We start from the raw sequence: 26,149 nt of genomic DNA on the forward strand, positions 1-26,149 counted from the left end.
TGTGCAGTCTGGCCCTTGGCAGTGTGGCGGCTGCGGGTTAAGACAAGCATCAAATTAGTGCGGATCGGGCAAAAAATGAGCGATACAGACAGTTTCATCGACGAAGTTAACGACGAAGTCCGGCGTGACCGCTTCTATTTCATGCTCAAGCGTTATGGCTGGATCGCGGTTCTGGCCATCGTGCTGATCGTCGGGGCTGCAGCGTGGAATGAATATCAAAAGGCGCAGGCGCGCAGCAAGGCCGAAGCCTTGGGCGATGCGGCCTTTGCCGCGTTGACGCTGCAAGACACCGAAGGCCGCGCCGCCGCGTTGTCCGCAGTTGAAACGGATTCTCCGCGTGCCGCTGCTGTTCTGGGGTTTCTGACCGCCGCCGAACAGGTCGAGGCAGGGGATAAATCCGCCGCGATCGAAACGCTGAATGCGATTGCCGTGAACGGCGAAGTCCCTGCCATCTACCGCGAGATTGCGCAGCTGAAATCGGTGACCTTGCAAGGCACGGAGACCCCCGTCAGTGATCGTCGCCTGGCGCTTGAGGCTTTGGCCCAGCCCGGCAACACCCTGCGTTTGCTGGCAGAAGAACAGTTGGCGCTGATCGAGATCGAGGAAAACAACCCGCAAGGCGCGATTGACCGCTATCAGGCGATCTTATTGGATGCCGAAGTCACCGCAGACTTGCAACAACGCGCCCTTCAGGTGATTGTGGCTTTGGGCGGGGAACCCGACATGGGCAGCGCCGCGCCCCTGGCCGGGTCCGATGGGACCCCGCAGGCAGACACGGAAAGCAAGTAAGACCGTCCCATGACGCGTCCGATGACACGAGTTAAGAGCAAAGCGAGCAGGGCCATGACCAATCTTCAGAGCGTCTTCAATGCGCATATGACGTCAGGACGCGCCCGTCGCGGCATCCTTTGTAAGCGTGCAAGTCTGGGCATGGGGGCCGTGGTTGCGTCCCTGCTGCTGTCCGCCTGTGCCGAACCCGAAGTGATTCTGCCCGGTCTGCGCCAAGATGTACGGTCGGTGCTGCAGAATGACGACAGCTTGTTGGCCCCTGCCGATCTGCCCATCCCTGCAAACACCACCCGTGCGATTGCGCTGCCTAAGTCAGTGAACAACGCAAGCTGGTCCCAGGCCGCAGGCACGCCAAGCACCCGGATCGGCAATGCGGCGCTAAGCGCTGCGCCCCGGTTGGCGTGGACATCGAACATCGGGCAGGGCGACAGCCGCAAACAGCGCATCACCGCGACGCCGGTGGTGTCCGGCGCGCGTGTATTTACCATCGATTCCAGCGCGCTGGTCACGGCGACGTCGACCTCGGGTGCCGTGTTGTGGACGCGCGATCTGACGCCAGCAAGTGACGGTCAGGGCGATGCGACAGGCGGCGGGTTGGCTGTCGACGGCGATACGCTTTATGTCTCGCTGGGCTTTGGCTCGGTGACCGCGCTGGATGTGTCGAACGGCGGCACACGCTGGGTGCAGGACATCGAAGGCACCGGATCAGGTGCGCCGACTGTCTATGGCGATCTGGTTTATTTCACCTCGGGCGACGATCTGGGCTGGGCCTTGAACAAATCCAATGGCCGAGTGCAATGGCAGACCGGTGCCAGCACCACTATCGGCAACGTTCTGGGCGCACCGGCCCCGGCGATCAGCCCCGAGATTGCAGTGATGGGGTTTGGTTCAGGCGAAGTGCAGGGCCTGTTCCGTCAAGGTGGCCTGGACCGTTGGAGCACGTCTGTCGTGGGCAAACGCCCCGGCCGCGCACTGGCCAACATCTCGGATGTGACAAGCGCGCCGGTGATTTTCGGTGACACGGTCTATGTCGGCAACCAATCCGGCCGTCTTGCTGCCCTCAGCCTTGCTGGCGGTGCGCGCCTCTGGGTCGCCCGGGAAGGGGCGATCGGCCCGGTCTGGCCGGCAGGGGACAGCGTTTTTGCGGTCACCGACCTGAATGAACTTGTGCGTCTGGACGCAAACACTGGCCAGCGCATCTGGGGCATTCCCCTGCCTAATTTCGTCAAGGAAAAGCCCAAACGCCAGTCCGAAGTGTTTGCGCATTATGGTCCGATCATTGCCGGTGGCCGCGTGATCATCGCGTCGAACGATGGCAAGCTGCGCAGCTTTGACCCGACCAATGGCGCGCTTGTGGGCACTGCTGAAATCCCCGGCGGGGCGACCACGGCACCTGTCGTGGCGGGGGGCACGCTGTACGTCGTGTCGACCAAAGGGCAATTGCACGCTTTCCGTTGACGGACAAATAGTCTAAAGCGCAGGCTTGACCTGACCTTCGGAGCATTCTATGTCCTTCACCCTCGCCATCGTGGGCCGTCCCAATGTGGGAAAATCCACGCTGTTCAACCGCCTTGTCGGTAAAAAACTGGCTCTGGTCGATGACCAGCCCGGCGTGACCCGCGACCTGCGCGAAGGTGCCGCGCGTCTGGCGGATCTGCGCTTTACCGTGATTGACACCGCAGGTCTGGAAGAAGTGACCGACGACAGCCTTCAGGGCCGGATGCGCCGTTTGACCGAACGGGCCGTCGATATGGCTGACATCTGCCTGTTCATGATCGACGCCCGCGTTGGCGTGACGCCATCCGATCTGGTCTTTGCCGATATCCTGCGCAAGAAATCAGCCCATGTGATTCTGGCCGCCAACAAGGGCGAGGGTCGGGCCGCAGACGCCGGCGTTCTTGAGGCGTATAGCCTAGGGCTGGGCGAACCGATCCGCATGTCAGCAGAACATGGCGAGGGGTTGAACGACCTCTATACCCATTTGATGCCCATCGCTGACGGCTTTTCCGAACGCGTTGATACGGACACGCCCGAAACAGATGTGGACCTGACCGAGGAAGAGGCAGAACTGGGCGATGAAGATGCACCCGTTCCCGTGCCAACCAATGCAAAGCCGTTGCAGGTCGCCGTCGTGGGCCGCCCCAACGCGGGCAAATCCACGCTGATCAACCAGATCATGGGCGAGGACCGCCTGCTGACGGGGCCCGAGGCCGGGATCACCCGTGATGCAATTTCACTGCGCACCGTCTGGGAAGGCGTGCCGATGCGGATATTCGACACTGCAGGGATGCGCAAAAAGGCCAAGATTCAGGAAAAGCTTGAAAAGCTCAGCGTTAGTGACGGGTTGCGCGCGGTAAAGTTCGCCGAAGTCGTCGTGGTGCTGTTGGACGCGGAAATCCCGTTTGAACAACAAGACCTGCGAATCGCGGATCTGGCCGAGCGTGAAGGCCGCGCGGTTGTGGTCGCGGTGAATAAGTGGGACCTCGAGACTGACAAGCAAGGCAAGCTCAAGGACCTGCGCGAAAGCTTTGAACGCTTGTTGCCGCAGCTTAAGGGCGCGCCTTTGGTGACGGTCTCTGCCAAGACAGGGCGTGGCCTTGACCGGCTGCATAACGCAATCATGCGCGCCTATGACGTGTGGAACCGCCGGGTAACCACCGCGCAGTTGAACCGTTGGCTCGCGGGCATGATGGAGGCGCATCCGCCCCCCGCACCTCAAGGCAAGCGTATCAAGTTGCGCTACATGACGCAGGCGAAAACCCGGCCTCCGGGGTTTGTCGTGATGTGTAGCCACCCGGATAAAGTACCGGAAAGCTATAACCGCTATCTTGTGAACGGCTTGCGGATCGATTTTGACATGCCGGGGTCTCCGATCCGGCTGTGGATGCGCGGCCAGTCGGACGCCAATCCCTACAAAGGGCGCAAGAAGTCCAAGCCGTCAAAACTGCGCAAACATACCGAAGGACACCGCAAGGACCGCTAAAGGCACCCAGGGTTTTCGAAAAATCTGGATCGGAGTTTTTGAAAAATTCCGGTCAGCCCCTAGCCCTTGCGCCATGACCTGTAGGTCGGAAGAAGCAGCGCGATCGCCCCACCTGCGGCCAAGGCGGCCACGGTGGGTGCGGTCGCAGCATTCTGCACGATGACCCCGATCAGCGCCCAGATGACGGCGATGCCATAGGTCGGTGCGCGCATCAGCGTGGACTGTACGCCCGCGGCGATCACGATGGCCAAACCCACGAACACCAGCGCTGCGGTATCTTCGCCCATCCACCCATAGCCTGCTGCAAGCAGGCCCAGCGACACGCAAGACGCAGCGCTTAGCCAGCCTGCGTATAGTCCCACGGGCAGGGCTGCAAACCAGCGGTTGTCTTGCGGGGATTTGAACAAGGCCACCAGCGCGCCGATCAACATGACCCAGATCAGCACCGCGGCCCAGATCGGGCTTGCCACCGCGACTGCCAGCCAGAAACAGCCGACGAACAGCGACACGCACAGCGGCCCGCGCATGTCATGCCAGATGAAATCCTCGCGGGCTTTCCAAAGCCCCCAGGCCATCCCGATGATGAGCCAGAGATAAATCACACCCCAGATCGAAAACGCGTAGCCCGCCGGCTGTACCGACGGGTCAATCTGGGGCACGGGAAATTGATCAGGGTCAAATCCGGCAAAGCTGGGTACCAGAAACGGCGAAACGGCAAAGCCGATGGTCAACATCAGCGTCAGCACAGCGGTCAGGGTGCGTCCCATCGGGTGTATCCTTTTAGTTGAACTAAAGCGGGACCTAGTCTGACGGCCTGCCGTTTCAATCAGACCAGCACGCCATCGGCACCCAAGAGGGTCTTGCCGCCCAGATAGGGGGCCAGAACGTCGGGCAGTTGCACCGATCCGTCCGCTTGCTGTCCGTTTTCAAGCACCGCGATCAGGCAGCGCCCGACAGCAAGACCGGACCCGTTCAGCGTATGCACGAATTGCGGCTTGCTGCCATCGGCCGGCTTGAACCGCGCGTTCATGCGGCGGGCCTGGAAATCACCCGTGGTCGAGACCGAGCTGATCTCGCGGTAGGCATTCTGACCGGGCAGCCACGCTTCGATGTCGAATGTCCGCCGCGCGCCAAAGCCCATGTCGCCGGTGCACAGCAGCACGGTGCGGTAGGGCACGCCCAGACGTTCCAGCAAATCCTCGGCGCAGCGCAGCATGCGTTTTTGTTCGTCGTCGGACGCGTCGGGGTGGGTGATCGACACCATCTCGACCTTTTCGAACTGGTGCTGGCGCAGCATGCCCGATGTGTCACGGCCTGCCGATCCTGCCTCGGACCGGAAGCACAGCGTATGCGCGGTCATGCGGCGGGGCAGAGCGGCTTCTTCCAGGACATCGCCGGACACCGAATAGGTCAGCGTCACCTCAGAGGTGGGGATCAGCCACCAGCCGTTCGTCGTCTGATAGCTGTCATCGCCGAATTTCGGCAACTTGTCGGTGCCATACATCGCCTCGTCGCGCACCAGCACGGGGGTGGCGTATTCGGTCAGACCGTTGTGATCCACATGGGTATCGACCATGAACTGCGCCAAGGCACGATGCACCCGCGCCACGGCCCCCTTGAGCATCACAAAACGCGCGCCCGACGTCTTGGCCGCCGTTTCAAAATCCATCGACGCGGCGACGCTGGCGATCTCGAAATGCTCTTTCGCGGCGAAGTCATAGCTGGGCACGTCGCCCCAGCGGTTCACCTCGACGTTGTCATTCTCGTCTGCCCCTTCGGGCACATCATCGGCGGGCAGGTTGGGGATGCGTGCCAGCATGTCGGTCAGTTGTGCGTCCAGGTCCTTGGCCTCGGCCTGCATCCGCGTCACTTCGGCCTTCTTGTCGCTGACCAGCGTGCGCAGCCGTTCGAATTCGGCTTCATCGCCCTTGGCCTTGGCGGCCCCGACGAGTTTGGAGGCCTTGTTCTGTTCGGCCTGCGCCGTTTCCGCCGCGTTGATCATCCCGCGCCGCGCTGTGTCCAGAGCAAGGATTTCGCCCGTAACAGGCGCATCCCCGCGCCGCGCAAGGGCCGCGTCGAACGCATCAGGGTTTTCGCGGATGGCTTTGATGTCATGCATGGGTCTGTCCTTTGATCTTGAATCGCCTGAGGCCTTGCCCGCCTTATGCCCGATTGTAGATCGCGGGGCCAGATGTGGTGTTAGGTGGGGTTGTCGGGGTCTTGGCCGATAGAGGCTTGGAAGGCGCGCCATTGGGTTTCGAAGTCATCCCAGTCTAATTCTTCCTTGCTCCATTGGGCTGGCCAGCTTTCGTGGTCCGGGCCAAGGCCGCCGGGCAGGGTGACGGTGGCATCACCGTACATCGTATCTAATTGCTCGCGAGTTATGGAAGTATCGGTTAAATCGACCGCGTAAAACGCTGCACCTCTGAAATCGGCCTCTCTAAAGGAAGTTGAAGCGTTAAAGTAGGTTCCTCGGAGGTCTGCACACTGCAACTGCGCCTCGCTGAGGTCCGCCCCTTGCAACTGCGCCAATCTGAGGTGCGCCCCTTGCAACTGCGCTCTCCTGAGCTTGGTCCCCTGCAAGTGGGCTTTGCCGCCTAAGTATGCTCCCTGCAACAGCGCCCCGCTGAGTTTCGCCCCTTGTAAATGCGCTCCGCCAAGGTACGCCCCCTGCAACTGCGCCCACCTGATGTCCGCCCCCAGCAACCGCGCACCGTTGAGGAAAGCCCCCTGTAAATGCGCTGATCTTAAACTCGTTCTTTGCAATTGCGCATCTCTGAGGTTTGCCCCCTGCAACTGCGCTGCGGAAAAATTACTTTTCTCAAAGGACAGCGTTGATAGATCGAAGCCCTGAAGATTTGTACCCGAAAGATCGACCAACCCGGCCAACTCGGTCACGCCCGAAATACTTTGCAGTCGCCCCAGTACTAGAACCGCATTCTGCATGTCGGATCTCACCGCATTCAATTTGCGCGCCCATGTCCGTAAATTTTGACGATTGGTGGTTTCAGGCGTCGGGACTGGTTTATATTCCTGGGATAGCTCGCGCACATAGACGGACAGCATGCGGGCGACCCGTTCTGCGGATGCCGGGTTTTCCTGAACCAACCCCTCAAGCCGGTCAATCGCACCGTTTCTGCGGGTCACATCGTCCTGCCATACTGTTTCATGGGTTTTCGTTTCACCATCTGTGACCTCAACCGAAATCTGACGCTGCGCATGAAGATCCTCGACCGCTGCGTTGATCTTGTCATTAAACAATGCTTCGACCGCTGTTTCAGTCTGAGTTCGCGTGAATGTCAGGCGGATCAATGTAAAGGGGAGCGCCACCACCGCCCCAAGGGTCGCGGTGAGTGCTGTCATCTTGGCTACTGAAAAACGCCAGTTCCAAATCTCTCCTTCTTGAGGGATTGGCGACAGGATGAACGACCAGAGCACTCCGAGTAAACCCAGAGCCAGCGATGCGAAAATCGCAGCCCACAGGGCAATTGCAATGAAAAGTAGACCAGAGTTTATGCCGCCAAGCCCCATGCGGTTTTGGAGTTGATCAAAAAGAGGAGGCTTGTTGGGATCGCCCTTGTAAGGAAGTCGCGAAATTCCCAAAGGCACGACCAAAAATGCAAGAAGCAGGATCAACCCAATTAGGTCACGTTGGCGGATCTCAAAAATAATATCGTCCATTGTGCCTACAATTTTGAATGCTCAGGCGGGGATCGCCTTACCCCACCACCTTTGGCGCGAAACCACTCATCTGCCAACCGCTCAAACCGCGCGACGGAGGCTGAAGCCGTGTCATAAGCACGCCAACGGCCCGATGGGCCTGAAATAGGCGTGAAGCCTCCTTGCAAAGCCCTGCATCTGGACCTAGGTTCCGCCAAACTTCGACGGCAGGCCGGAACGGGCGTGCTCCCTCAATAAAAGGACCATCCCCATGCAAGGCATCCAGCAATTCGTGCCCCTCATTCTGATCTTCGCGATCATGTATTTTCTGCTCATCCGCCCTCAGCAGAAGAAGGTAAAGGAACACAAGGCCATGGTCGACGGTCTGCGCCGCGGCGATCAGGTTGTGACCCAGGGCGGGTTGATCGGCAAGGTCGTCAAGGTCAAGGATGACGGCGAGCTTGAGGTCGAGCTGGCCGAAAACGTCAAGGTACGTGTTGTTCAGTCGACCATCGCGACCGTTGTCTCCAAGACAGAACCAGCTAAGTAAACTGCCCAAACGGCAGCGTTAAGAAGGGCCTGAGCCATGCTTCAGATCGATCTGTGGAAACGGGTGTTGATCATCCTCACCTGTGTGGCTGGCCTGTATCTGGCGCTGCCGAATGCGTTTTACGGCCCCGTCGAGCAGCATAACGACGCGCTCAAGGCGATTGATGTGGCCGGGTCCACGCCCGAGCTTGAGGCGCAGGCGGACCTGTGGCCCGAGTGGCTGCCCGAGCGTCTGGTGAACCTTGGCCTTGATTTGCGCGGCGGTGCGCATCTGCTGGCCGAAGTAAATGTCGCGGATGTTTATGCCAGCCGGATGGAGGCGACATGGCCCGAGGTGCGCGACGCGCTGCGGTCCATCACCCCCGTGCGCCGGGTCGAGGCCCCCGAGGGCGAGTTGCGCGTGCGGATCAATGACACCGACAAGATGGCGCAGGCGCTTGAGGTCGCGCGCGGGCTTGCACGGCCTGTCCAGACCATCACCGGCGCAGGGGCGAATGACATCGTCGTCAGCGGTGCGGAAGATATCCTGACCCTCACCCTGTCGGATGCGGAAAAGCAGGCGACAGACGAACGTACCATGCAGCAATCGCTGGAAATCATCCGCCGCCGTATCGACGAGGTCGGCACCCGCGAACCCACGATCCAGCGTCAGGGATCGGACCGTATCCTGATCCAGGTGCCCGGCATCGGATCAGCGTCGGAATTGAAGGCCATCATCGGTACGACCGCGCAGTTGACCTTTAACCCCGTCGTGAACCGTGGCGCAGACGCCAATGCGGCCCCCGGTCTGGGCAATTCGCTGCTGCCCGATGCCGAAGCCCCCGGCGTGTTCTATATCATCGAAACCGCTCCGGTCGTGACCGGCGAAGAGCTGGTCGATGCGCAGCCCAGCTTTGACCAGAATGGCCGCCCAGCGGTGAGCTTCCGGTTTGACACCACGGGCGCGCGGAAATTCGGGACCTATACGGCCGAGAACATTGGCGCACCCTTTGCCATCGTTCTGGACGATGCCGTTATCAGCGCCCCCACCATCCAAAGCGCGATCCCCGGTGGTTCGGGCATCATCACCGGCAATTTCTCGGTCGAGGAATCGACCAATCTGGCGGTGCTGCTGCGGGCAGGGGCCTTGCCTGCGGGCCTGACCTTTTCGAAGAACGCACCATCGGGCCAGAGTTGGGCCAGGACAGCATCGACGCGGGCAGATCGCCACGACCGTCGCCTTTGTCGCCGTACTGTTTTTCATGTGGGCGACCTACGGGCTGTTCGGTTTCTTTGCCAACGTTGCGCTGGTCGTGAACGTCGGCATGATCTTCGGGCTTCTCAGCCTGATCGGAGCCACGCTGACCCTGCCGGGCATCGCCGGGATCGTTTTGACTGTGGGCATGGCGGTGGACGCCAACGTGCTGATCTTCGAACGCATCAAGGAAGAACTGAAAACCGCAAAGGGTCCGGCCCGCGCAATCAGCCTTGGCTATGAACGCGCGCTTAGCGCCATTCTTGATGCCAACATCACCACCTTCATCATCGCGATCATCCTGTTCGTGCTTGGCTCCGGCCCGGTGCGCGGTTTTGCGGTGACCTTGGGGATTGGTATCGTCACGTCGGTCTTTACGGCATATTTCGTCACACGTCTGATGGTGGTCTTCTGGTTCGAGCGCCGCCGCCCCAAGACCATCACGGTATAGGAGGCTGATATGATCCGCCTGAAACTGGTTCCCGATAATACGAACATTGATTTCTTCAAACATGCCAAGCTGACCTTCGGCGCGTCTTGCGTGGCGGTAGTTCTGGCCTTGGCGGTCTGGTTCACCATGGGTTTGAACTACGGGATCGACTTCCGTGGGGGAACGACCCTGCGCACCCAAAGCGATACGGTGGTGGATGTTGCGGCCTACCGTAACGCACTGGATCCGCTTGAACTTGGCGACATCTCGATCTCTGAGGTTTTCGACCCGACCAGTGACGGAACAAAGCATGTCGCGATGGTCCGGATTCAATCCCAGGAAGGCGAAGAAGCCGCCACGCCCGAGATGATCGCCAACGTCGAAACCGCGTTGAAAACCGTGGCACCGAACATCATTTTCACGTCGGTTGAATCTGTTGGCCCCAAAGTATCGGGGGAACTGATCCAGACGGCATTCCTGGCTGTAGGTGCGTCGCTTGGGGCGATCCTGATCTACATCTGGTTGCGGTTCGAATGGCAGTTTTCGGTCGGGGCTGTCGCGGCGCTTTTCCACGATGTGATCCTGACCATCGGCATCTTTTCGATCCTGCAAATCCGCTTTGATCTGCCTGTCATCGCCGCGATCCTGACAATCATCGGCTATTCGATCAACGACACGGTGGTGATCTTTGACCGCTTGCGTGAAAACCTGCGCAAGTACAAAAAGATGCCGTTGCGCGACCTGATGAACCTGAGTGTGAACGAAACCCTCAGCCGGACATTGATGACGTCGGGCACCACGCTGTTGGCGCTGATCGCGCTGCTGGTTCTGGGCGGCGACGTGATCCGTGGGTTTGTATTCGCCATCACTTGGGGTGTGATCGTGGGGACGTATTCTTCGGTCTATGTGGCGAAGAACGTCGTGCTTTTCCTTGGCGTCAAGCGTGACTGGTCCAAGAAGGACCCCAACACAGGCCAATACGCAAACATAGATGCATGAGGTTTTAGCCGCAGCCGGGTCGGACACTGGTCTGATCTGGCTGTTGGCTAGCGTTATCGTCGCCGGCCTTGTGCGCGGCTTTGCCGGGTTTGGCAGCGCGATGATCATCATGCCGGTGGCCGCGTCCGTCCTGACCCCGGTGCAGGCAGTAATTTTCTTGACGGCAGCCGAATTGCTTGGCCCGCTGCCCAATCTTCCCTCTGCACTGCGGATCGGCACCAAACGCGACATCGGTCTGCTGCTCGCGGGCGTTGTGGTCGCGTTGCCGCTGGGGCTTTGGCTTTTGTCGGTGATGCCGCCCGAACCCTTTGGCTGGGTCGTGTCGGGCATCGTGATGGCCTTGCTGGCGCTGCTGATCACCGGCTGGCGCTATGGTGGCGCGTTGAACCGGCCACTGGTTGTTGGCACGGGGGCCTTGGGCGGGTTCATGACGGGCTTTGCAGGGATCGCAGGGCCGCCTGTGATCATGCTGTATATGGCAAGCAAACTGCCCATCGCCGTGATCCGCGCGAACTTTCTGCTCTATCTGGTGGGCATTGACCTGCTGCTGTTTGCCATGCTCTGGATCGGCGATCTGCTGGTCTGGCAGATTGTCGCCCTGGGTCTGATGATGGGCATCCCCAATGTGTTGGCCAACATGATCGGCGCGCGGCTTTTTGACCCACAGGCCGAACGTGTTTTCCGCACGGTGGCCTATATTGTCATCGCGCTTTCGGCTATTATCGGTCTGCCGCTGTGGAAAGGATAATCTGATGCGTTTGAACGAAGTCGTTTTCACCGATGCCAAACCCGTCGAAGGCTATGGCCCCGGCTTTTTCCGCATCGGCGGAGAGGTCGTGCACGGTCCGGTGATCGCAGGGCCGATGGGCACGCTGTCCTGGGCCGGTTTCGACGATGTTGATGCGCTGCTGGCGCTGGCCGGCAAGATCGACATCTTGTTCGTGGGCATGGGGGCTGACATCGCGCATCTGCCTGCAGATCTGCGCCGCCAGTTGGAAGATGCAGGCCTGGGGCTTGAGGTGATGTCGTCCCCTGCGGCGTCCCGCACCTATAACGTCCTGCTCAGCGAAGGCCGCCGCATTGCCCTTGCGATGATCCCCGTCTGACATGACCCTTTCAATCCAGAACCTTGCGGTCGCCCGTGGCGGCGTTCCGGTGCTTGGCAACGTGTCATTTGCCATCGCCCCGGGGCAGGCACTGATCTTGCGCGGGCCCAATGGCGCGGGCAAAACCACGCTGCTGCGCACGATTGCGGGGCTGCAAAAGCCCTTGTCCGGTGTGATCGAGGGCGCGGATGAAACCATCGCCTATGCCGGGCATGCTGACGGGCTCAAGGCAATGCTGAGCGTGGCAGAGAACCTGCAATTCTGGGCGCAGGTTTTTGGCCATTCGGATATTGAGGCGGCATTGGCGGCCTACCAGCTGGGGCCATTAATAGACCGCCTTGCGGGTACCTTGTCCGCTGGTCAAAAGCGCCGGCTGGGGCTGGCGCGGCTTATGGTGACAGGCCGCCGCGTCTGGGTTCTGGATGAACCTACCGTATCGCTCGACGCTGATGCCGTCGCGATGTTTGCCGCCGCAGTGACGGCGCATCTGGGGGCAGGTGGCATGGCCCTGATTGCGACCCATATCGATCTGGGGCTGAACGCGCAAACCTTTGACATCACGCCCTACCGCGCGACGGCAGACACCCGCAGCGGTGCCAGTGACGAGGCGTTCTTGTGATCGCCCTGCTGCGCCGCGACCTGATGCTGGCCTTTCGCGCAGGCGGCGGCTTTGGCCTTGGGCTCGCGTTCTTTCTGATCGTCACGGTCCTAGTCCCATTCAGCGTCGGGCCGCAGTCGGAATTGCTGTCCACCATCGCGCCGGGCGTGTTGTGGCTGGGCGCATTGCTTGCCTGTCTGTTGTCGCTGGACCGTCTGCTGGCGCTGGATTTCGAGGATGGCACGTTAGATCTGCTGGCCACTGCACCCCTCCCGCTTGAGGCGGCGCTCAGCGTCAAGGCGCTGTCCCACTGGCTGACCACGGGCTTGCCGTTGGTCCTCGCCGCGCCCGTACTGGGGCTGATGTTGAACCTCGCGCCCTCCGGCTTCATGTGGCTGATTGCGTCGCTGGCACTGGGCACGCCTGCGCTGTCGGTGATCGGGACTTTCGGTGCGGCGCTGACGGTCGGGATCAAACGCGGGGGGCTGCTGATGTCGCTGCTGGTCTTGCCGTTGTATGTTCCGACCCTTATTTTCGGGGCTGAAGCCGCGCGTCGCGGCGCTATGGGGCTTGACCCCGGCACACCCTTGACGCTGCTTGCAGGCATCACCCTGGGAACCATTGCGCTGATGCCCTTCGCTTCGGCGGCCGTGCTGCGGATGACATTGCGATGAATGGGGCGATGAACAGGGCGACAACACGGGCGGAAGCTGTGGCGTTTTGCCCATTGAGTGACCATTAACGGAGCGTTAGATACCAAACATGTCTTTGTGGGAATATGCCAATCCGGTGAAATTTCTGGGCCTCTCGGCCCGGGTGCAACCCTATTTGTGGGCCGCGGCCGCGATCTGTGTGGTTGTGGGGCTGACATGGGGTTTTTTCGCGACGCCGGATGATTACCGCCAAGGGTCGACGGTCAAGATCATCTATCTGCATGTGCCCGCCGCCCTGATGGCGATCAACGCCTGGTTCATGATGCTGGTCACGTCGCTGATCTGGCTGATCCGCCGCCACCATGTCAGTGCTTTGGCCGCCAAGGCCGCTGCACCTGTCGGCTTGACCATGACGCTGATCGCGCTCGTGACCGGCGCGATCTGGGGCCAGCCGATGTGGGGCACCTGGTGGGCCTGGGACCCGCGCCTGACCTCCTTCCTGATCCTGTTCCTGTTCTATCTGGGTTACATCGCCCTGTGGGAGGCCGTCGAGGACCCCGATACGGCGGCGGACCTGACCTCGGTGCTGTGCCTTGTCGGATCGGTCTTTGCGATCCTGTCGCGCTATGCGGTCAATTTCTGGAACCAGGGCCTGCACCAAGGGACTTCGGTTCCGGTCGCGACCGGAGGGCGCACCGTGGCGGATGTTTTCTGGTACCCGCTGCTGATCAGCATGGTGGGGTTCGGCCTGTTGTTCCTGTCCCTCGTGCTCTACCGGACTGGTACTGAAATCCGCCTGCGCCGCACCCGCGCGCTGCTGGCGCGCTCGCGAAAGGACGTCTGATGCCCGAATTGGGTAAATACGCAACCGAGGTGATGGCAGCATACGGCGCTTCGCTTCTTCTGCTTGCCGGTCTTGTCCTGCTGACCCTGCGCAAGGGCCGCCGAGCGCGCGCCGAGCTTGCCAAAATCGAGGCGCAAAGACGTGGCTAAAATATCGCCCCTGATGATCGCGCCGCCGCTGATCTTTGTCGCCTTCGTGGCGCTCGCTGCCTTTGGGATGTTCCGCCCCGATCCTGAAGGGTTGCCCTCGACCTTGATCGGACAGCAGGCCCCGGCATTGCCTGAAAAAACTCTGGCATCCTTTCCCACGGCCTCCGCTGCCGACCTGAAAACCGGAGAGACCACGTTGGTGAACTTCTGGGCCAGCTGGTGCCCGCCCTGCCGTGCAGAGCACCCCAAACTGCTCGAGATGCAAGCCGACGGTATTGCGATAATCGGGGTGAATTTCAAAGACACAGAGCGCGCGGCAACCAGCTATCTGACCGGTGACGGCAATCCTTTCAAAGGGATCGCCTTTGACCCGCAGGGGCGTACCGCAATCGACTGGGGTGTGACGGCCCCACCGGAGACATTCATCATCGACGGCGATGGAACGGTGCTTTTCCGCTTTGCAGGCCCGCTTGTCGGCAGCGACTATGAACAGCGATTTTTGCCCGCGTTGAATGCAGCTTTGGCTGAATAACCCTTGTTTCCAAATGGTTTTAAATCCTCGCCGAAGGCATAAAATCTCTTTTGACGATCCAGAAGAGATTTTTTGCCTTCGGCGAGTATATTTGAGAGCCAGAGAAGTTCGCGGTGTGGCCGTCCACGTGCGGGAAGGCGTCAGTTCCCGTGTTACTTCGGGGGCAAATGGGTCATATCAGGGAGGCCGTAAGTTTGATTTTGCAGAAGAGTTTGCCGGAAGCACAGCATGGTGCGCCGGGGTTGCCGGGGGTGTCCCCTTGCACGCCGGACGATTGGCTGCGGGTGGACGACGCTTATGCTGCACAAATGGCATATCGGGCCGAGCTTTTGGCGCAACAGACGGCTTTTGTACTTTATCAAAGCGATGAAGCGCTTGAAGCCAGCGGTCAGGTGTTGGAGCAGGCATTGGCTATTTTGCCGGGGTTGGGGTTTGAGGTTGGTGCCGCGCAGGTGACATGTCCGGATGGGCGCTGCGTGCCGATCGACCGGACGGCCCCGCTGCATTGCTTGGGTCATCTGGTTCAGGAAGACATCTGTATTTTGCAAAAACGAGGCCAGGAACACGTGCTGACGGCGGCGGTTTTGTGCTTTCCCGCGAATTGGCGCTTGGCTGAAAAGGTCGAGCGCCCGTTGACCGGCATTCATGATCCGGTGAATGAGTATGACGATAACATTGCCCGCCGTGTGCAGCGTTTGTTTGACGGGGTGCGGGTGGGGCGGCCTTTGTGGCGGTTCAACAAGTTGCGCTATGCAGATCCCGATTTGCACCAGCCCCGCCGCCGTGAGGTCGGGGAGGACATGCCTTTCATTCGATCGGAGCGGCAGTGTATCTTGCGCCTTCCGGAAACAGATGCGGTCGTATTCACGATCCACAGCTTTGTCGTGCGCGGTTAGGTCTGGTGCACCGAATGCGTCTGCCAGAGGCAAAGCCCAGCAGACGCAAGCGCTTAGCGCGGGGTCAACACAAGATGTGGCTGACCGTCCGACGTCTTGCGCGGAGAGACGCCCTGCGCATCGACCGTGACGTTCACCTGTTTGCGCAGGTTGCTGAACAGCTTTGATGTCACCACATCGACAGCCTGATCAAAGCGCAAGGTCAGCGACCACATACCGCTGGTTGAGAGCCGTGCGGCAATCACAGCGCCTTTAAACGGTTGCGCCAGATAGTGGCCTGATACACGGTCGCCCGGCGTCCATCCCGTGGTCGGAGCACCGGTCTGCGCGCTGAGCGTGTTCCAATCGCGCGCGCCCCATTGGTGGGCAACCATTTCAAGGGTGGCAGCATGGGTCACCTGTGTGCCTTTGGCAGCAAGATCGGCCCGCAGGCGTTTGGCCTGCAATTTCAGGACATCTGTCGAGGGGGGTTTAGTCGAAACGGGTTGGTTTGTCATAATTACACTCCTGCTCTCGCAAAAGTCGAAGGGGGTCCGCGTTGCCCGTCAATCGGCGAGATTGAAGGTGTGTCGTATTTGAAAGGGCTTCACCGGAATGCGGACGGCAGGGGCCTTTCCCTAAGATCGGCATATGGTCGATCTTGGGAGTGATTTCAAGGGGCCGTGCCCGGGGCGAGGCTGGAATGCCTTCGGCGAGGATTTTAGGCCATTTGGAAGTGGGGGCGCGCGCTGTTTCAGGCGCGCGCCGGATCTTGGGATCAGCCGTCGATGCGGGATGCCATGATCGCGATGGCTTTTTGATAAACGCCAGCGGCGTTCCATTGCTGGATCACATTGAAATTGGTCTGGCCTTCCTGATATCCGCCACCGGGCTGCCAACCTTTCTGGCGCAGGAAGTTCGCGGTCGAGGCGAGCGCATCGGTCTGGTCGTAGAAATCCACGCGCCCGTCACCGTTGCCATCGACGCCATAGCGCAGGGCGTTGCCGGGCAGGAACTGGGTGTGGCCGAGTTCACCGTGTTTTGCGCCTTTGGTGGACCCGTTGATCGCCCCTTGGTCTACCAGTTTAAGCGCGCCGATCGCGTGTGGTGCGAAGAAATCAGAGCGGCGGCAATCATAGGTGAGGGTGGTGATTGCAGAGACGACAGCACTGTCGCCCATGAAGCCGCCAAAGGCAGTCTCCATCCCGTGGATCGCGATGATGACGCCTGCGGGCACCCCAAACCGCGCTTCGAGCGACTGGTAGAAGGCAGGATTGCGCGCCTTGCGCTTGCGGCCCTGGGCGACGATCGTATCCGCGCCACGCACCTGCATGAATTTGTCCAGCGTGTATTTGAAGGACTTCTGGTTGCGGTCGGCGGCAATCGTCCGGCTCGCGTATTGGGCATTTGCCAGGGCGTCCAGCCCGCGTTTCCCGACACCGGCCGCCGCCGCTTCTTGGGCAAAGGCGGCTTTCCAGCTGTTAAAGCCACCGGCGTTGTTGCCGCATTGTGCAGCCGCAAGGGGGGATGCAAGTGCTGACATCACACACAGCGTTGTCGTAAGGGAAAAAATCGGACGCATTGGTTACCTCTGGATGAAACAATTTGCGGGACATTAGCCTTTGCAGATGCGTCTGCCTAGTGACACTGACGTGAATGTGCGATTGGGCGCTGAAACGGCAAAGGGCACCCCGATCGGGATGCCCTTCGTCGCGTTTCGATGTGCTGTGATCAGCAGCTGTAATACATGCCGAATTCAACAGGGTGGGGTGTGTGCTCGTACTTGTGCACTTCTTCCATCTTGAGTTCGATGTAGCCTTCGATCTGGTCCTTGGTGAACACGTCGCCGGCCAGCAGGTAATCCATGTCACCTTGCAGTTCTTCCAGCGCTTCACGCAAGGAGCCGCAAACTGTCGGGATATCGGCCAGTTCTTCGGCTGGCAGATCATACAGGTTCTTATCCATGGCTTCGCCCGGATCGATCTTGTTCTTGATACCGTCAAGGCCAGCCATCAGCAGTGCCGAGAAGCACAGGTAGGGGTTGGCTGCGGGATCGGGGAAACGGGCCTCGACGCGCTTGGCCTTTGGGCTTTCTGTCCATGGGATTCGGACACAGCCAGACCGGTTGCGGGCGGAATAGGCGCGCAAAACGGGGGCCTCAAAGCCGGGGATCAGGCGCTTGTAGCTGTTGGTCGACGGGTTGGTGAAGGCGTTCAGCGATTTCGCGTGGGACAGGATGCCGCCGATGAAATACAGTGCTTCCTGGCTTAGGTCGGCGTATTTGTCGCCTGCGAACAGGGGCTTGCCGTCTTTCCAGATCGACATGTTCACGTGCATGCCGGAGCCGTTGTCACCATAGATCGGCTTGGGCATGAAGGTTGCCGACTTGCCGTATGCGTGTGCCACGTTGTGGATCACGTATTTGTACTTCTGCAACTCGTCCGCCTGGTGTGTCAGTGTGCCGAAGATCAGACCAAGTTCGTGCTGGCAGGACGCCACCTCGTGGTGGTGCTTGTCGACCTTCATGCCGAGGCGCTTCATCGTGGACAGCATTTCGGCGCGCAGGTCTTGCGCTTCGTCGATCGGGTTGACCGGGAAGTAGCCGCCCTTGAGGCCGGGGCGGTGGCCCGTGTTGCCCATCTCGTAATCGGTGTCGGTGTTCCAGGACGCGTCAGACGCATCAACTTCGTAGGATACCTTGTTGATTGTATTCGAGAATTTGACGTTGTCGAACAGGAAGAATTCAGCTTCTGGACCCATGTAGGCGGTGTCACCGATGCCTGAAGAGATCAGGTAGGCTTCGGCCTTCTGCGCCGTTCCGCGGGGGTCGCGGTCGTAGGATTCGCCTGTGTCCGGCTCAACAATGGAGCAATGAACGCAGATGGTCTTTTCAGCATAGAACGGGTCGATGTAGGCCGTTTCAACGTCCAGCATCAGTTTCATGTCGGATGCTTCGATGCTTTTCCAGCCCGCGATCGAAGAGCCGTCAAACATGAAGCCCTCTTCGATGAAATCCTCATCGACCAGATCGCAAACGACCGTCACGTGCTGCAGTTTACCGCGTGTATCGGTAAAGCGCACATCAACGTATTCGATGTCCTCGTCCTTGATCTTCTTCAGGAATTCCTTGGTGCTCATTGGGTGATATCCTCTCTCTTGAACCTAGGGTTGGATTAAAGCGCGTCTGAACCGGTTTCACCGGTGCGGATGCGGATTGTCTGTTCAATCGCGCTGACAAAAATTTTGCCGTCGCCGATTTTTTCAGTTTTCGCAGCGTTTACGATCGCTTCGATTGCCGCGTCGACCTGATCATCGTCCAAAACGATTTCGATCTTAACCTTGGGCAAGAAGTCGACGACGTATTCAGCGCCGCGGTACAGTTCCGTGTGGCCTTTTTGACGGCCAAAGCCTTTGACCTCGATCACGCTAAGCCCTTGAACGCCGACGTCCTGAAGGGCCTCTTTGACTTCATCAAGCTTGAACGGTTTGATCACAGCTTCGATCTTTTTCATCTGAGGCCTCCCTGCCAGTGGCGATGTCTAAACTTATCCATAAGCGTCATTTCATTGACCTGATCGACGGTCTACCAACCGCCCAGTGAAGTCCACATGTGACGCTGAATTTTTCATCGCAGAGCGCGAAAAATGTGCGATGCGGTTAAATAATAAGCACAATAAGAACGATTGAAGCTTGGCGCGTAAGGTCCACGCTCAGATGCGTGTGGCAGAACAGTGCTCGGGGCCAATTCTGGCAGTGATTATAAGGCCAAAGCGATTCCTGTCGACGGTGCTGCGCGATGCTTTCGGTCAGGGATCAGGCGCGGGCAGGGTACGGGACACGCATCTGTATCTCGGTCCGAATTCTGGAGTGGAGGTGTCGTAATTCACAGCCAGCGGAGCACGCTTTGTGCGCATCGCTTCATGGTCGTGACGGTCGAAGCCTTGCAGTGTTCAATCTGGAGGATTTCCGATGTGTCCGCGCTCAGGGAAGGCAATGTCCGGTACGAACGTCAATTTGGTGAAGGGACGACCCAATTAGATCGGGTCGTTCATGTTTCAGGCGGCGTCCAGCACGGCCCCGCGCGCGCGGTTTGCATCAGCGGTGCCCAGTTCAAGTCCGCCCGCGTATAGGATATGCGGCCCGTCGCAGAAGATCTGGATCAGCATCTGATCCTGAATGCCCTGATCAAGGATAAATTCCCCGTCCACAAGCGTGCGCGCCGCGACCAACGCACGTTCAGAACTGAACATCGCCCGCGCGCGCCAGTCACGGATCAGAACCATCTGATCTGCAGCCAACAGCGTATCACACTCCGGGCGAGTGTGCCCCAATGATCCGGCCGCAAAGGCGATCGTGTGAACCTTGCGCGTGGTCCGCTGGATGTGCATGACTTTTGAAATACCGCTGTCGCGGGTAATCAGCTTGTCCCCGACGCTAAGAATTTCCACCGGAATTTCCCCGTCGAGTGTTAGCAACTTCGTCCCAGATATCAGGCCACTATCGACGCTGACAAAGGGCATATACTGGCCCGTTCGCGAATCCTGTCCGCTTACGCACCCGACCGTTTTCGGTTTCATGGGCGTCTCTTTCTTGTTTACCTACCTCAGGTATTGTTCGGAATAGGGTAAAAAACAGTTTATGTCTTGTCTTTTTTGCCCTCGCATATGCCAAACTTGTTTGATAATGAGCACGCAATGCGGGTGTGGCGGAATTGGTAGACGCACCAGATTTAGGTTCTGGCGCCTATGGCGTGGGGGTTCGAGTCCCTTCACCCGCACCAACAATCTCAAATATAGTCCTGATAATCGGTAGGTTGGTCGATCGGAAACCGTCTTGCGATACAGGAGCCGTCCGAACAGGATGATCGTCGCCAAGGTAATGTGTGCGGGACGGGCTGACTTTCGTTGCGTTCGCGCCGATGGCAGCTTTGATGCAGCACTCAAATTGACTGGTGTGCTGCACCCTATCTACAGTTTAACAGCGCTCATTCGATAATAAGTCAGTGAGAAGAAGAAGCGTCCTTCATTTGCAAGCGCCACTTGCTCGTCAAACCAAGCTCTTGTGTCGGCTTCGGTCATATGGCCGTTCTCAGAGGTGTAGCGTGACATCAAGTGCATCAACATGAAAGCGATGCCATCGGGCCGCAAAGTGACATCGCAAAACGTAAACGGTTCGACTTCTATCGCTGAAAACCCGGCTTCGCGTGTCAGTCTGGGCCAAAGTGCTGCCACACGAGGCTCAGTATAGTGATGGTCCCAAGCCGCCTGAACTTGTTGCATCCGATCTTTATCGTCCGAGAACCAGTCAAGTGTCTTGCACCCCGTATCCACGGCGACAAACCTGCCGCCAACGCGCAGGATGCGGTGCGCTTCATCAATCGCTGACGGAATGTCGGGTAGATATTCGAGGACTTGTACCGCGACAGCCTTGTCTGCCTCACCGTCTCGCAACTTAAGCCTACCGGCGACACCGTCTTTGATTTGTGCGGATGGAATTGCAGCACACCGGGCAGAGGCCAGAGCGCGCATATCTGCACTGGGATCTACACCGATGACGCGCCCGGTTGTCCCGATGGCACGCGCGATTTCTTCGGTCAGCAGCCCATTTCCACAGCCGATATCAAACACCGTATCACCTTCGGCAAGGTGGAGAGCATCGAAAGCCTTGCGTCTTCGCCGGGTTACGTCGCCACCCTGATAGGCGATTTCGAGGAGCTTTGTCGTTTCTTCATCAAACTTGAGCATCAATTTATTTTAGCGTGTATCAGCGAAATACTCAATCTCGGCGCGCTGAGAGCTGACATTCAGACGCATCGATTCACCACGCCCTTCGGGCTCCTGGCGGTTCTTAGATGCGCCCCGTATAAAGGTCCGCTAAGTGCCGTTCGCTACGACGAAGGCGACTGCCAGAACTCTACAGCTCTCTTGAATTCGGCCTCATGGTAGGCGGACGCTTCTGGCCCCGAATGATGCCCGTGATATAGCCCGACCCGCTTTGCGCATTCGAAAAAACCTGGTCCAGGTAATCCACCTCTTGCCTTGCTGATGACCAGAGCTGCAATCAATGGACGTGCGGCGGCGGCATCTTCTTCGATCAGACTTTCGAGGGCGACTGTCAGCTGATGGATCGTATTTGGGGGTGACAGCTCAAGGGCCTTTGCAAGTGCCTGGTACGTTACGGGCTGCGCCTTCTTCGCGATCTCGCAAAGATGCTCTCTTAGACGTTGCTCCAACATTCTTTGGTTCCTTACGCGGGGATCATAGAGGGCAAGTATGGCGCAGAAAGTCATGCCCCAGTTCATCTGAGGTAAAATGCATTTTCAGGGTCAAATACAAGCTTTCTCAAAAGAGCCCTTCGAAAAGGGAACACCGGATGCAGTAGTCAATCTTCCCGTTGGTCCCGCCTGTTGTCCCAGCATTTTGCCGTCGGTCATCGCGGTTCATCGTCGGATACACGCTTTGCAAGTCATTGAAATCACCTGCGATACCGTTCCGGTTTCGTGTGGCGCATGATCATTGGACACAAAGATTAAAAGCGGTGATTTGGTAGGCCCGGCAGGACTTGAACCCGCAACCAAAGCGTTATGAGCGCTCTGCTCTAACCAGTTGAGCTACAGGCCCGCCATATCGGTTTCGTAAGCGGGCAAGGGCAGCGCGTCAAGGCTAAGAACGTCAAATGGGGCTGTCTTGCATTGCGCGCCTGCGCGTGGTGCTATAACCCGCTTTCGCAAAGGCAATAAGCGGCGGGGCCCGATGATGACCAACTCCAAAAACGGAATCACCTATGCAGACGCAGGTGTCGATATCGACGCTGGCAATGCGCTGGTCGAACGGATCAAGCCTGCGGCCAAGCGCACCAAGCGGCCCGGGGTCATGTCCGGGCTTGGCGGCTTTGGCGCGCTGTTCGATCTCAAGGGCGCGGGCTATACCGATCCGATCCTTGTGGCGGCCACGGATGGTGTTGGTACCAAATTGCGCATTGCGATTGATACGGGCAATGTTGACGGCGTCGGCGTCGATCTGGTCGCCATGTGCGTGAATGATCTGGTCTGCCAAGGGGCGGAGCCCTTGTTTTTCCTCGACTATTTCGCGACTGGCAAGCTGGAGACAGAAGAGGCCGCGCGCATCATTGAAGGTATTGCACGCGGTTGCGAAGGATCTGGCTGTGCCTTGATCGGTGGCGAGACGGCCGAAATGCCCGGCATGTATTCCGACGGCGACTTCGATCTGGCGGGCTTTTCCGTCGGCGCGATGGAACGCGGCATGGATCTGCCAAGCGGTGTCGTCGCCGGTGACGTGCTGCTGGGGCTGGCCTCGGACGGGGTGCATTCCAATGGCTATTCGCTGGTGCGCAAGCTGGTGGCGATGTCCGGTCTGGGTTGGGAGGCGAACTGCCCCTGGGCCGACGGAACACTGGGCGAAGTGCTGCTGACGCCCACGCGGCTTTACGTGAAACCGGCGTTGCAGGCGATCAGGGCAGGGGGCGTGCATGCGCTGGCCCATATCACCGGCGGCGGCTTGACAGAAAACCTGCCCCGCGTGCTGCCCGAAGATCTGGGAGCCGAGATCAACCTTGATGCCTGGGACATGCCCGGCGTGTTCAAGTGGATGGCTGATATCGGTTCGATGGCCGAACCGGAAATGCTCAAGACCTTCAACTGCGGTGTCGGAATGATTCTGGTGGTGTCCGCCGATCAGGCCGAGAGCCTTAAATCGCTGCTTGGCGATGCGGGCGAGACTGTCTACGAGATGGGCCGTGTCACGGCAGGCGCGGGCATTGACTACAGCGGGCAGCTTTTGTGACGAAACGCGTCGCTATTTTTCTGTCGGGTGGCGGGTCGAACATGCGGGCGCTGGTCGAAGACATGACCGGCGACCATCCCGCGCGGCCTTGCGTGATTGTGTCAAACGTCGCGGATGCGGGCGGAATCGCCTGGGCGAAAGCACGTGGAATTCCCACCGAAGTCATCGACCACAAGCCGTTCAAGGGCGACCGTGCGGCGTTCGAGGCCGAACTGACCGCACGCCTGATGCCCCATGCGCCGGACATCATCTGTCTGGCGGGCTTCATGCGCAAGTTGACGGGCGGATTTACCGATGCCTGGGCTGGTCGGATGATCAACATTCACCCGTCTTTGCTGCCGCTTTACAAAGGTTTGCACACCCATGCCCGCGCGCTGGAAGCGGGGGATGTCGTGCATGGCTGCACCGTTCACGAAGTCACCGCGGCACTGGATGACGGGCCGATTCTAGGGCAGGCCACAGTGCCGATCCTTCCCGGCGATACGCCGGATGCTTTGGCCGCACGGGTGCTGGTGCAGGAACATCGGCTTTATCCTGCGGTGCTGCGCCGCTTTGCCGGGGGGGACCGCAGCTTTTTGATGTTGGAAAGCTAGGCGTGCGTGCGCTTTTCAACCTGCGCCTGTTCGATTACACATTGCCTGTCGTTAAACCTCTGTTCAAAGTAGTCTCATGAAAACAATTACGACCACAGCCGAGCTTGAGGCTTATTGCCTAGAGGCCGCCACCCATGATTACGTCACCATAGACACCGAATTTCTGCGCGAGCGGACCTATTATTCAAAACTTTGTCTGATTCAGATGGCAATGCCCGGCACCGATGATTCCGGTGCCGTTCTGGTTGACCCGCTGGCCGGGGACATGTCGCTGGAACCGCTTTACGCGCTGTTTCGCGATACCTCGGTGGTCAAGGTATTCCACGCCGCGCGTCAGGATCTCGAGATTTTCTTTGTCGATGCTGGCGTTTTCCCCGAACCCTTGTTTGATACGCAGGTCGCCGCGATGGTCTGCGGGTTCGGCGAACAGGTCGGATATGAGACGTTGGTGCGCAAGATCGCCCATCAGGCGGTGGATAAAACGTCCCGCTTCACCGACTGGTCGCGCAGGCCGTTGACCGATGCCCAAGCCAAATACGCTTTGGCCGATGTCACACATCTCCGCCAGGTCTATGAATTTCTCGCCAGAAAGCTCGAGGAAACGGGCCGTGCCCGCTGGGTCGCAGAAGAGCTTGAGATTCTGACCAGTCCCGACACCTATATCACCCAACCGCGCGACGCGTGGAAGCGCGTCAAAACCCGGACCAATTCGTCAAAGTTTCTGGCGCTGGTCCGCGAGCTGGCCGCATTCCGTGAGGCCTATGCACAAGCCAACAATGTGCCGCGCAACCGGGTGTACAAGGATGATGCGATGGTCGAACTCGCGAGCAACAAGCCCAAGAACCACGAAGAGTTGGGCCGTGCCCGTCTGCTGCTGCGCGAGGCGCGCAAAGGCGACATCGCTGATGGGATTCTGAAGGCGGTGGCCGCCGGGCTGAACTGCCCTGCCTCTGATATGCCGCAGCCGGACAACAGCCGCGACAAGCTGCAGGTGAACCCGGCCCTGGCCGATTTGCTGCGGGTGTTGCTGAAGGCCAAGACCGAAAGCGCCGGGGTCGCGGCCAAGCTGATCGCGCCTGCTGCCGATCTTGATGGGATTGCTGGCGGTCTGCGCGATGTTCCTGCCCTCAAGGGGTGGCGGCGCGAGGTTTTCGGTGAAGATGCGTTGCGTCTGTGCCAAGGAAAAATCGCACTGACGGCAGTGGGATCGGATGTGAAAGTGGTTGAGCTTTAGGCTCTAACCCTTTCATCCTAATAAGTTTTTAGCGACGGGATGTCAGCGCGTTTCGCTGGCCTTCAATACGGATCATCCGCACACCGGCCAGCATCTGGTCGGTAACGGCACGCGCTGCGATCACTTCGCGGGTGGGTTGGGTACCAACTGATGTGTTGACGGGCTGGATCCCTTCAAGGCGATAGGTCAGCACGCCGTCCACCGGCAATTCGTCTTCGTTCGCAGGTGTCAGCTGGACCTTGTAAATGCCCTGCCGGGCGGCAAGGCCTGTCGCGCGGATCACGGCACCGCCGGGTGTCTTTTCAACTGTCAGATTGGTGACCTGATCCATGGGCTGCCCAAGATAGACTTCGGTCTTTGCACGGGCGCTTGCAAACAGGCCCGCGCTTTGGGGAATCAGCGGATTGGTATTGGCCGCAGTCTGCGCGCGCGGTTCCGATTGCGCGGTGCCGAACCAATTAAAGGGGTTCACACGGCTGTCGCGCACTGTTGCGCAGCCCGTCAGAACGAGGGTCGATACCAATAGGGCTGAGAAGGTTTTGCGCATAGGGCCCGCCGTAGAAATTACCGTGGAAATTACCGTGTTAATTGACTAACCCATCCCAGACCCGTTGGGAAGGGGTGGACGTTTCGCAATGCGCAACCTACCTGTCTTGTAATTGAAAGAAGGACACATCGTGGCGACAGAGGCGTTTGAGGAACTGGTCGAAGATTTCGAATTTCTGGACGATTGGGAAGACCGCTATCGGCATGTGATTGATCTGGGCAAGGGGATGGACCCCTTAGCCGAAGCTTTGCGCGTGCCTGCCACCAAGGTCGATGGCTGCGCCAGCCAAGTCTGGCTGCATGCACAATTCGACGACGGTACCCTGCATTTTGACGGCGCAAGCGATGCAATGATCGTGTCCGGGCTGATCGCGGTGCTGCGGACCCTATACAATGGCCTGTCACCAGCGGAAGTGCTTGCCGTGGACGCGCGTGCCGAAATGGGGCGGCTTGGGTTGAATGAACATCTGTCGGCGCAGCGGTCAAACGGGCTGACCGCGATGATCGAACGGGTGCGCGAGACTGCGGCCGCGCAAGCCTGAGGCCGTCAGCGGGCGGTGTGTTTGGGGCCGG

At 59.2% G+C, this 26,149-nt stretch carries 28 protein-coding genes, 2 tRNA genes and 1 pseudogene; 19 read left to right on the forward strand and 12 right to left on the reverse strand.

Going from position 1 to position 26,149, the window contains the following annotated elements; genetic code table 11:
• Positions 1-75: 75 nt before the first annotated feature.
• From RGAI101_RS02220 to der, 3 genes are read left to right on the forward strand one after another with little or no spacing between them, the layout of a single operon-like run.
• On the forward strand, positions 76-789 hold the full coding sequence (locus tag RGAI101_RS02220; protein ID WP_037228890.1) for a tetratricopeptide repeat protein: 714 nt from the start codon (positions 76-78) through the stop codon (positions 787-789).
• Positions 790-843: 54 nt separating this feature from the next.
• Positions 844-2,247, forward strand: coding sequence for a PQQ-like beta-propeller repeat protein (locus tag RGAI101_RS02225; RefSeq protein WP_008226494.1), 1,404 nt, complete (start codon positions 844-846; stop codon positions 2,245-2,247).
• Positions 2,248-2,296: 49 nt separating this feature from the next.
• Entirely contained in the window at positions 2,297-3,772 is a 1,476-nt protein-coding gene (gene der, locus RGAI101_RS02230) for a ribosome biogenesis GTPase Der (protein WP_008228077.1), read from the forward strand.
• Between the two features lie 59 nt (positions 3,773-3,831).
• Here the strand turns inward: der and RGAI101_RS02235 are convergent, their stop codons facing one another.
• The 3 genes from RGAI101_RS02235 to RGAI101_RS21160 all read right to left on the reverse strand — a co-directional run bounded on the left by RGAI101_RS02235 (position 3,832) and on the right by RGAI101_RS21160 (position 7,453).
• Positions 3,832-4,539, reverse strand: a complete 708-nt coding sequence (locus tag RGAI101_RS02235) for a tryptophan-rich sensory protein (protein ID WP_008228787.1) — start codon at positions 4,537-4,539, stop codon at positions 3,832-3,834.
• Between the two features lie 59 nt (positions 4,540-4,598).
• A complete protein-coding gene (serS, locus tag RGAI101_RS02240; RefSeq protein ID WP_008226329.1) occupies positions 4,599-5,891 on the reverse strand; it encodes a serine--tRNA ligase in 1,293 nt (430 codons plus the stop codon).
• A gap of 80 nt (positions 5,892-5,971) precedes the next feature.
• Positions 5,972-7,453 (reverse strand): pentapeptide repeat-containing protein, encoded by a 1,482-nt coding sequence (locus RGAI101_RS21160; RefSeq protein WP_008226998.1) that lies wholly within the window; start codon positions 7,451-7,453, stop codon positions 5,972-5,974.
• A gap of 250 nt (positions 7,454-7,703) precedes the next feature.
• Here RGAI101_RS21160 and yajC point away from each other — a divergent pair, with 250 nt between their 5' ends.
• The 11 genes and pseudogenes from yajC (at position 7,704) to RGAI101_RS02300 (ending at position 15,422) form a co-directional block, all read left to right on the forward strand.
• Positions 7,704-7,982 (forward strand): preprotein translocase subunit YajC, encoded by a 279-nt coding sequence (yajC, locus tag RGAI101_RS02250; protein WP_008226502.1) that lies wholly within the window; start codon positions 7,704-7,706, stop codon positions 7,980-7,982.
• Between the two features lie 36 nt (positions 7,983-8,018).
• Positions 8,019-9,666, forward strand: a pseudogene (gene secD / locus RGAI101_RS02255) (protein translocase subunit SecD).
• 12 nt (positions 9,667-9,678) lie between these two features.
• Entirely contained in the window at positions 9,679-10,644 is a 966-nt protein-coding gene (gene secF / locus RGAI101_RS02260; RefSeq protein ID WP_037228894.1) for a protein translocase subunit SecF, read from the forward strand.
• Positions 10,637-11,392, forward strand: coding sequence for a sulfite exporter TauE/SafE family protein (locus RGAI101_RS02265; RefSeq protein WP_008227631.1), 756 nt, complete (start codon positions 10,637-10,639; stop codon positions 11,390-11,392). The genes secF and RGAI101_RS02265 overlap by 8 nt, the downstream gene beginning before the upstream one ends.
• Positions 11,393-11,396: 4 nt before the next feature.
• Positions 11,397-11,750, forward strand: coding sequence for an Mth938-like domain-containing protein (locus RGAI101_RS02270; RefSeq protein ID WP_008226716.1), 354 nt, complete (start codon positions 11,397-11,399; stop codon positions 11,748-11,750).
• A 1-nt stretch (position 11,751) separates the two neighbouring features.
• Positions 11,752-12,369 (forward strand): heme ABC exporter ATP-binding protein CcmA, encoded by a 618-nt coding sequence (gene ccmA / locus RGAI101_RS02275; RefSeq protein WP_008228250.1) that lies wholly within the window; start codon positions 11,752-11,754, stop codon positions 12,367-12,369.
• On the forward strand, positions 12,366-13,022 hold the full coding sequence (gene ccmB, locus RGAI101_RS02280; protein WP_008225539.1) for a heme exporter protein CcmB: 657 nt from the start codon (positions 12,366-12,368) through the stop codon (positions 13,020-13,022). The genes ccmA and ccmB overlap by 4 nt, the downstream gene beginning before the upstream one ends.
• 88 nt (positions 13,023-13,110) lie before the next feature.
• Complete coding sequence (locus RGAI101_RS02285) at positions 13,111-13,845, forward strand: heme ABC transporter permease (protein ID WP_008226099.1); 735 nt, start codon at positions 13,111-13,113, stop codon at positions 13,843-13,845.
• The gene (gene ccmD / locus RGAI101_RS02290; RefSeq protein WP_008228078.1) at positions 13,845-13,994 is read left to right on the forward strand and encodes a heme exporter protein CcmD; all 150 of its coding nucleotides are present in this window, start codon (positions 13,845-13,847) and stop codon (positions 13,992-13,994) included. Before RGAI101_RS02285 ends, ccmD begins: the two co-directional genes overlap by 1 nt.
• A gap of 13 nt (positions 13,995-14,007) precedes the next feature.
• Entirely contained in the window at positions 14,008-14,526 is a 519-nt protein-coding gene (locus RGAI101_RS02295; protein ID WP_008228664.1) for a DsbE family thiol:disulfide interchange protein, read from the forward strand.
• Between the two features lie 308 nt (positions 14,527-14,834).
• Positions 14,835-15,422, forward strand: a complete 588-nt coding sequence (locus RGAI101_RS02300) for a heme-dependent oxidative N-demethylase family protein (protein WP_008229473.1) — start codon at positions 14,835-14,837, stop codon at positions 15,420-15,422.
• 53 nt (positions 15,423-15,475) lie between these two features.
• Here the strand turns inward: RGAI101_RS02300 and RGAI101_RS02305 are convergent, their stop codons facing one another.
• The 5 genes from RGAI101_RS02305 to RGAI101_RS02325 form a co-directional block, all read right to left on the reverse strand.
• Positions 15,476-15,919 (reverse strand): glyoxalase superfamily protein, encoded by a 444-nt coding sequence (locus RGAI101_RS02305; RefSeq protein WP_037227143.1) that lies wholly within the window; start codon positions 15,917-15,919, stop codon positions 15,476-15,478.
• A gap of 260 nt (positions 15,920-16,179) precedes the next feature.
• Positions 16,180-16,944, reverse strand: a complete 765-nt coding sequence (locus RGAI101_RS02310; protein WP_198133666.1) for a lytic murein transglycosylase — start codon at positions 16,942-16,944, stop codon at positions 16,180-16,182.
• Positions 16,945-17,132: 188 nt separating this feature from the next.
• Positions 17,133-18,539: a type I glutamate--ammonia ligase gene (gene glnA / locus RGAI101_RS02315; RefSeq protein WP_008229366.1), complete on the reverse strand. Its 1,407-nt coding sequence runs from the start codon at positions 18,537-18,539 to the stop codon at positions 17,133-17,135.
• 35 nt (positions 18,540-18,574) lie between these two features.
• Positions 18,575-18,913, reverse strand: a complete 339-nt coding sequence (locus tag RGAI101_RS02320; RefSeq protein WP_008227904.1) for a P-II family nitrogen regulator — start codon at positions 18,911-18,913, stop codon at positions 18,575-18,577.
• Between the two features lie 543 nt (positions 18,914-19,456).
• Complete coding sequence (locus RGAI101_RS02325; RefSeq protein WP_037227145.1) at positions 19,457-19,978, reverse strand: Hint domain-containing protein; 522 nt, start codon at positions 19,976-19,978, stop codon at positions 19,457-19,459.
• A gap of 119 nt (positions 19,979-20,097) precedes the next feature.
• On the opposite strand from RGAI101_RS02325, the gene RGAI101_RS02330 reads away from it, so the two are divergent.
• Positions 20,098-20,181, forward strand: a tRNA-Leu gene (locus tag RGAI101_RS02330).
• Between the two features lie 187 nt (positions 20,182-20,368).
• Here RGAI101_RS02330 and RGAI101_RS02335 read toward each other — a convergent pair.
• The 3 genes from RGAI101_RS02335 to RGAI101_RS02345 all read right to left on the reverse strand — a co-directional run bounded on the left by RGAI101_RS02335 (position 20,369) and on the right by RGAI101_RS02345 (position 22,021).
• A complete protein-coding gene (locus tag RGAI101_RS02335; RefSeq protein ID WP_008228569.1) occupies positions 20,369-21,145 on the reverse strand; it encodes a methyltransferase domain-containing protein in 777 nt (258 codons plus the stop codon).
• A gap of 143 nt (positions 21,146-21,288) precedes the next feature.
• A complete protein-coding gene (locus tag RGAI101_RS02340; RefSeq protein WP_008228104.1) occupies positions 21,289-21,636 on the reverse strand; it encodes a hypothetical protein in 348 nt (115 codons plus the stop codon).
• Positions 21,637-21,944: 308 nt separating this feature from the next.
• Positions 21,945-22,021 (reverse strand) — tRNA-Ile (locus tag RGAI101_RS02345).
• Between the two features lie 135 nt (positions 22,022-22,156).
• On the opposite strand from RGAI101_RS02345, the gene purM reads away from it, so the two are divergent.
• The 3 genes from purM (at position 22,157) to rnd (ending at position 25,030) form a co-directional block, all read left to right on the forward strand.
• Positions 22,157-23,203 (forward strand): phosphoribosylformylglycinamidine cyclo-ligase, encoded by a 1,047-nt coding sequence (gene purM / locus RGAI101_RS02350; protein WP_037228895.1) that lies wholly within the window; start codon positions 22,157-22,159, stop codon positions 23,201-23,203.
• Positions 23,200-23,796, forward strand: a complete 597-nt coding sequence (gene purN / locus RGAI101_RS02355) for a phosphoribosylglycinamide formyltransferase (RefSeq protein ID WP_008226593.1) — start codon at positions 23,200-23,202, stop codon at positions 23,794-23,796. The genes purM and purN overlap by 4 nt, the downstream gene beginning before the upstream one ends.
• Before the next feature lie 76 nt (positions 23,797-23,872).
• On the forward strand, positions 23,873-25,030 hold the full coding sequence (gene rnd, locus RGAI101_RS02360) for a ribonuclease D (RefSeq protein WP_008225612.1): 1,158 nt from the start codon (positions 23,873-23,875) through the stop codon (positions 25,028-25,030).
• Positions 25,031-25,058: 28 nt separating this feature from the next.
• Here rnd and RGAI101_RS02365 read toward each other — a convergent pair whose 3' ends face one another.
• Positions 25,059-25,577, reverse strand: coding sequence for a hypothetical protein (locus tag RGAI101_RS02365; protein ID WP_008225315.1), 519 nt, complete (start codon positions 25,575-25,577; stop codon positions 25,059-25,061).
• Positions 25,578-25,707: 130 nt separating this feature from the next.
• Between RGAI101_RS02365 and RGAI101_RS02370 the strand changes: the two genes are divergently transcribed.
• Positions 25,708-26,118: a SufE family protein gene (locus RGAI101_RS02370; protein WP_008226930.1), complete on the forward strand. Its 411-nt coding sequence runs from the start codon at positions 25,708-25,710 to the stop codon at positions 26,116-26,118.
• Positions 26,119-26,149 lie beyond the last annotated feature (31 nt).

It is taken from the genome of Roseobacter sp. GAI101, assembly GCF_000156335.1.
Taxonomy (GTDB): Bacteria; Pseudomonadota; Alphaproteobacteria; order Rhodobacterales; family Rhodobacteraceae; genus Sulfitobacter.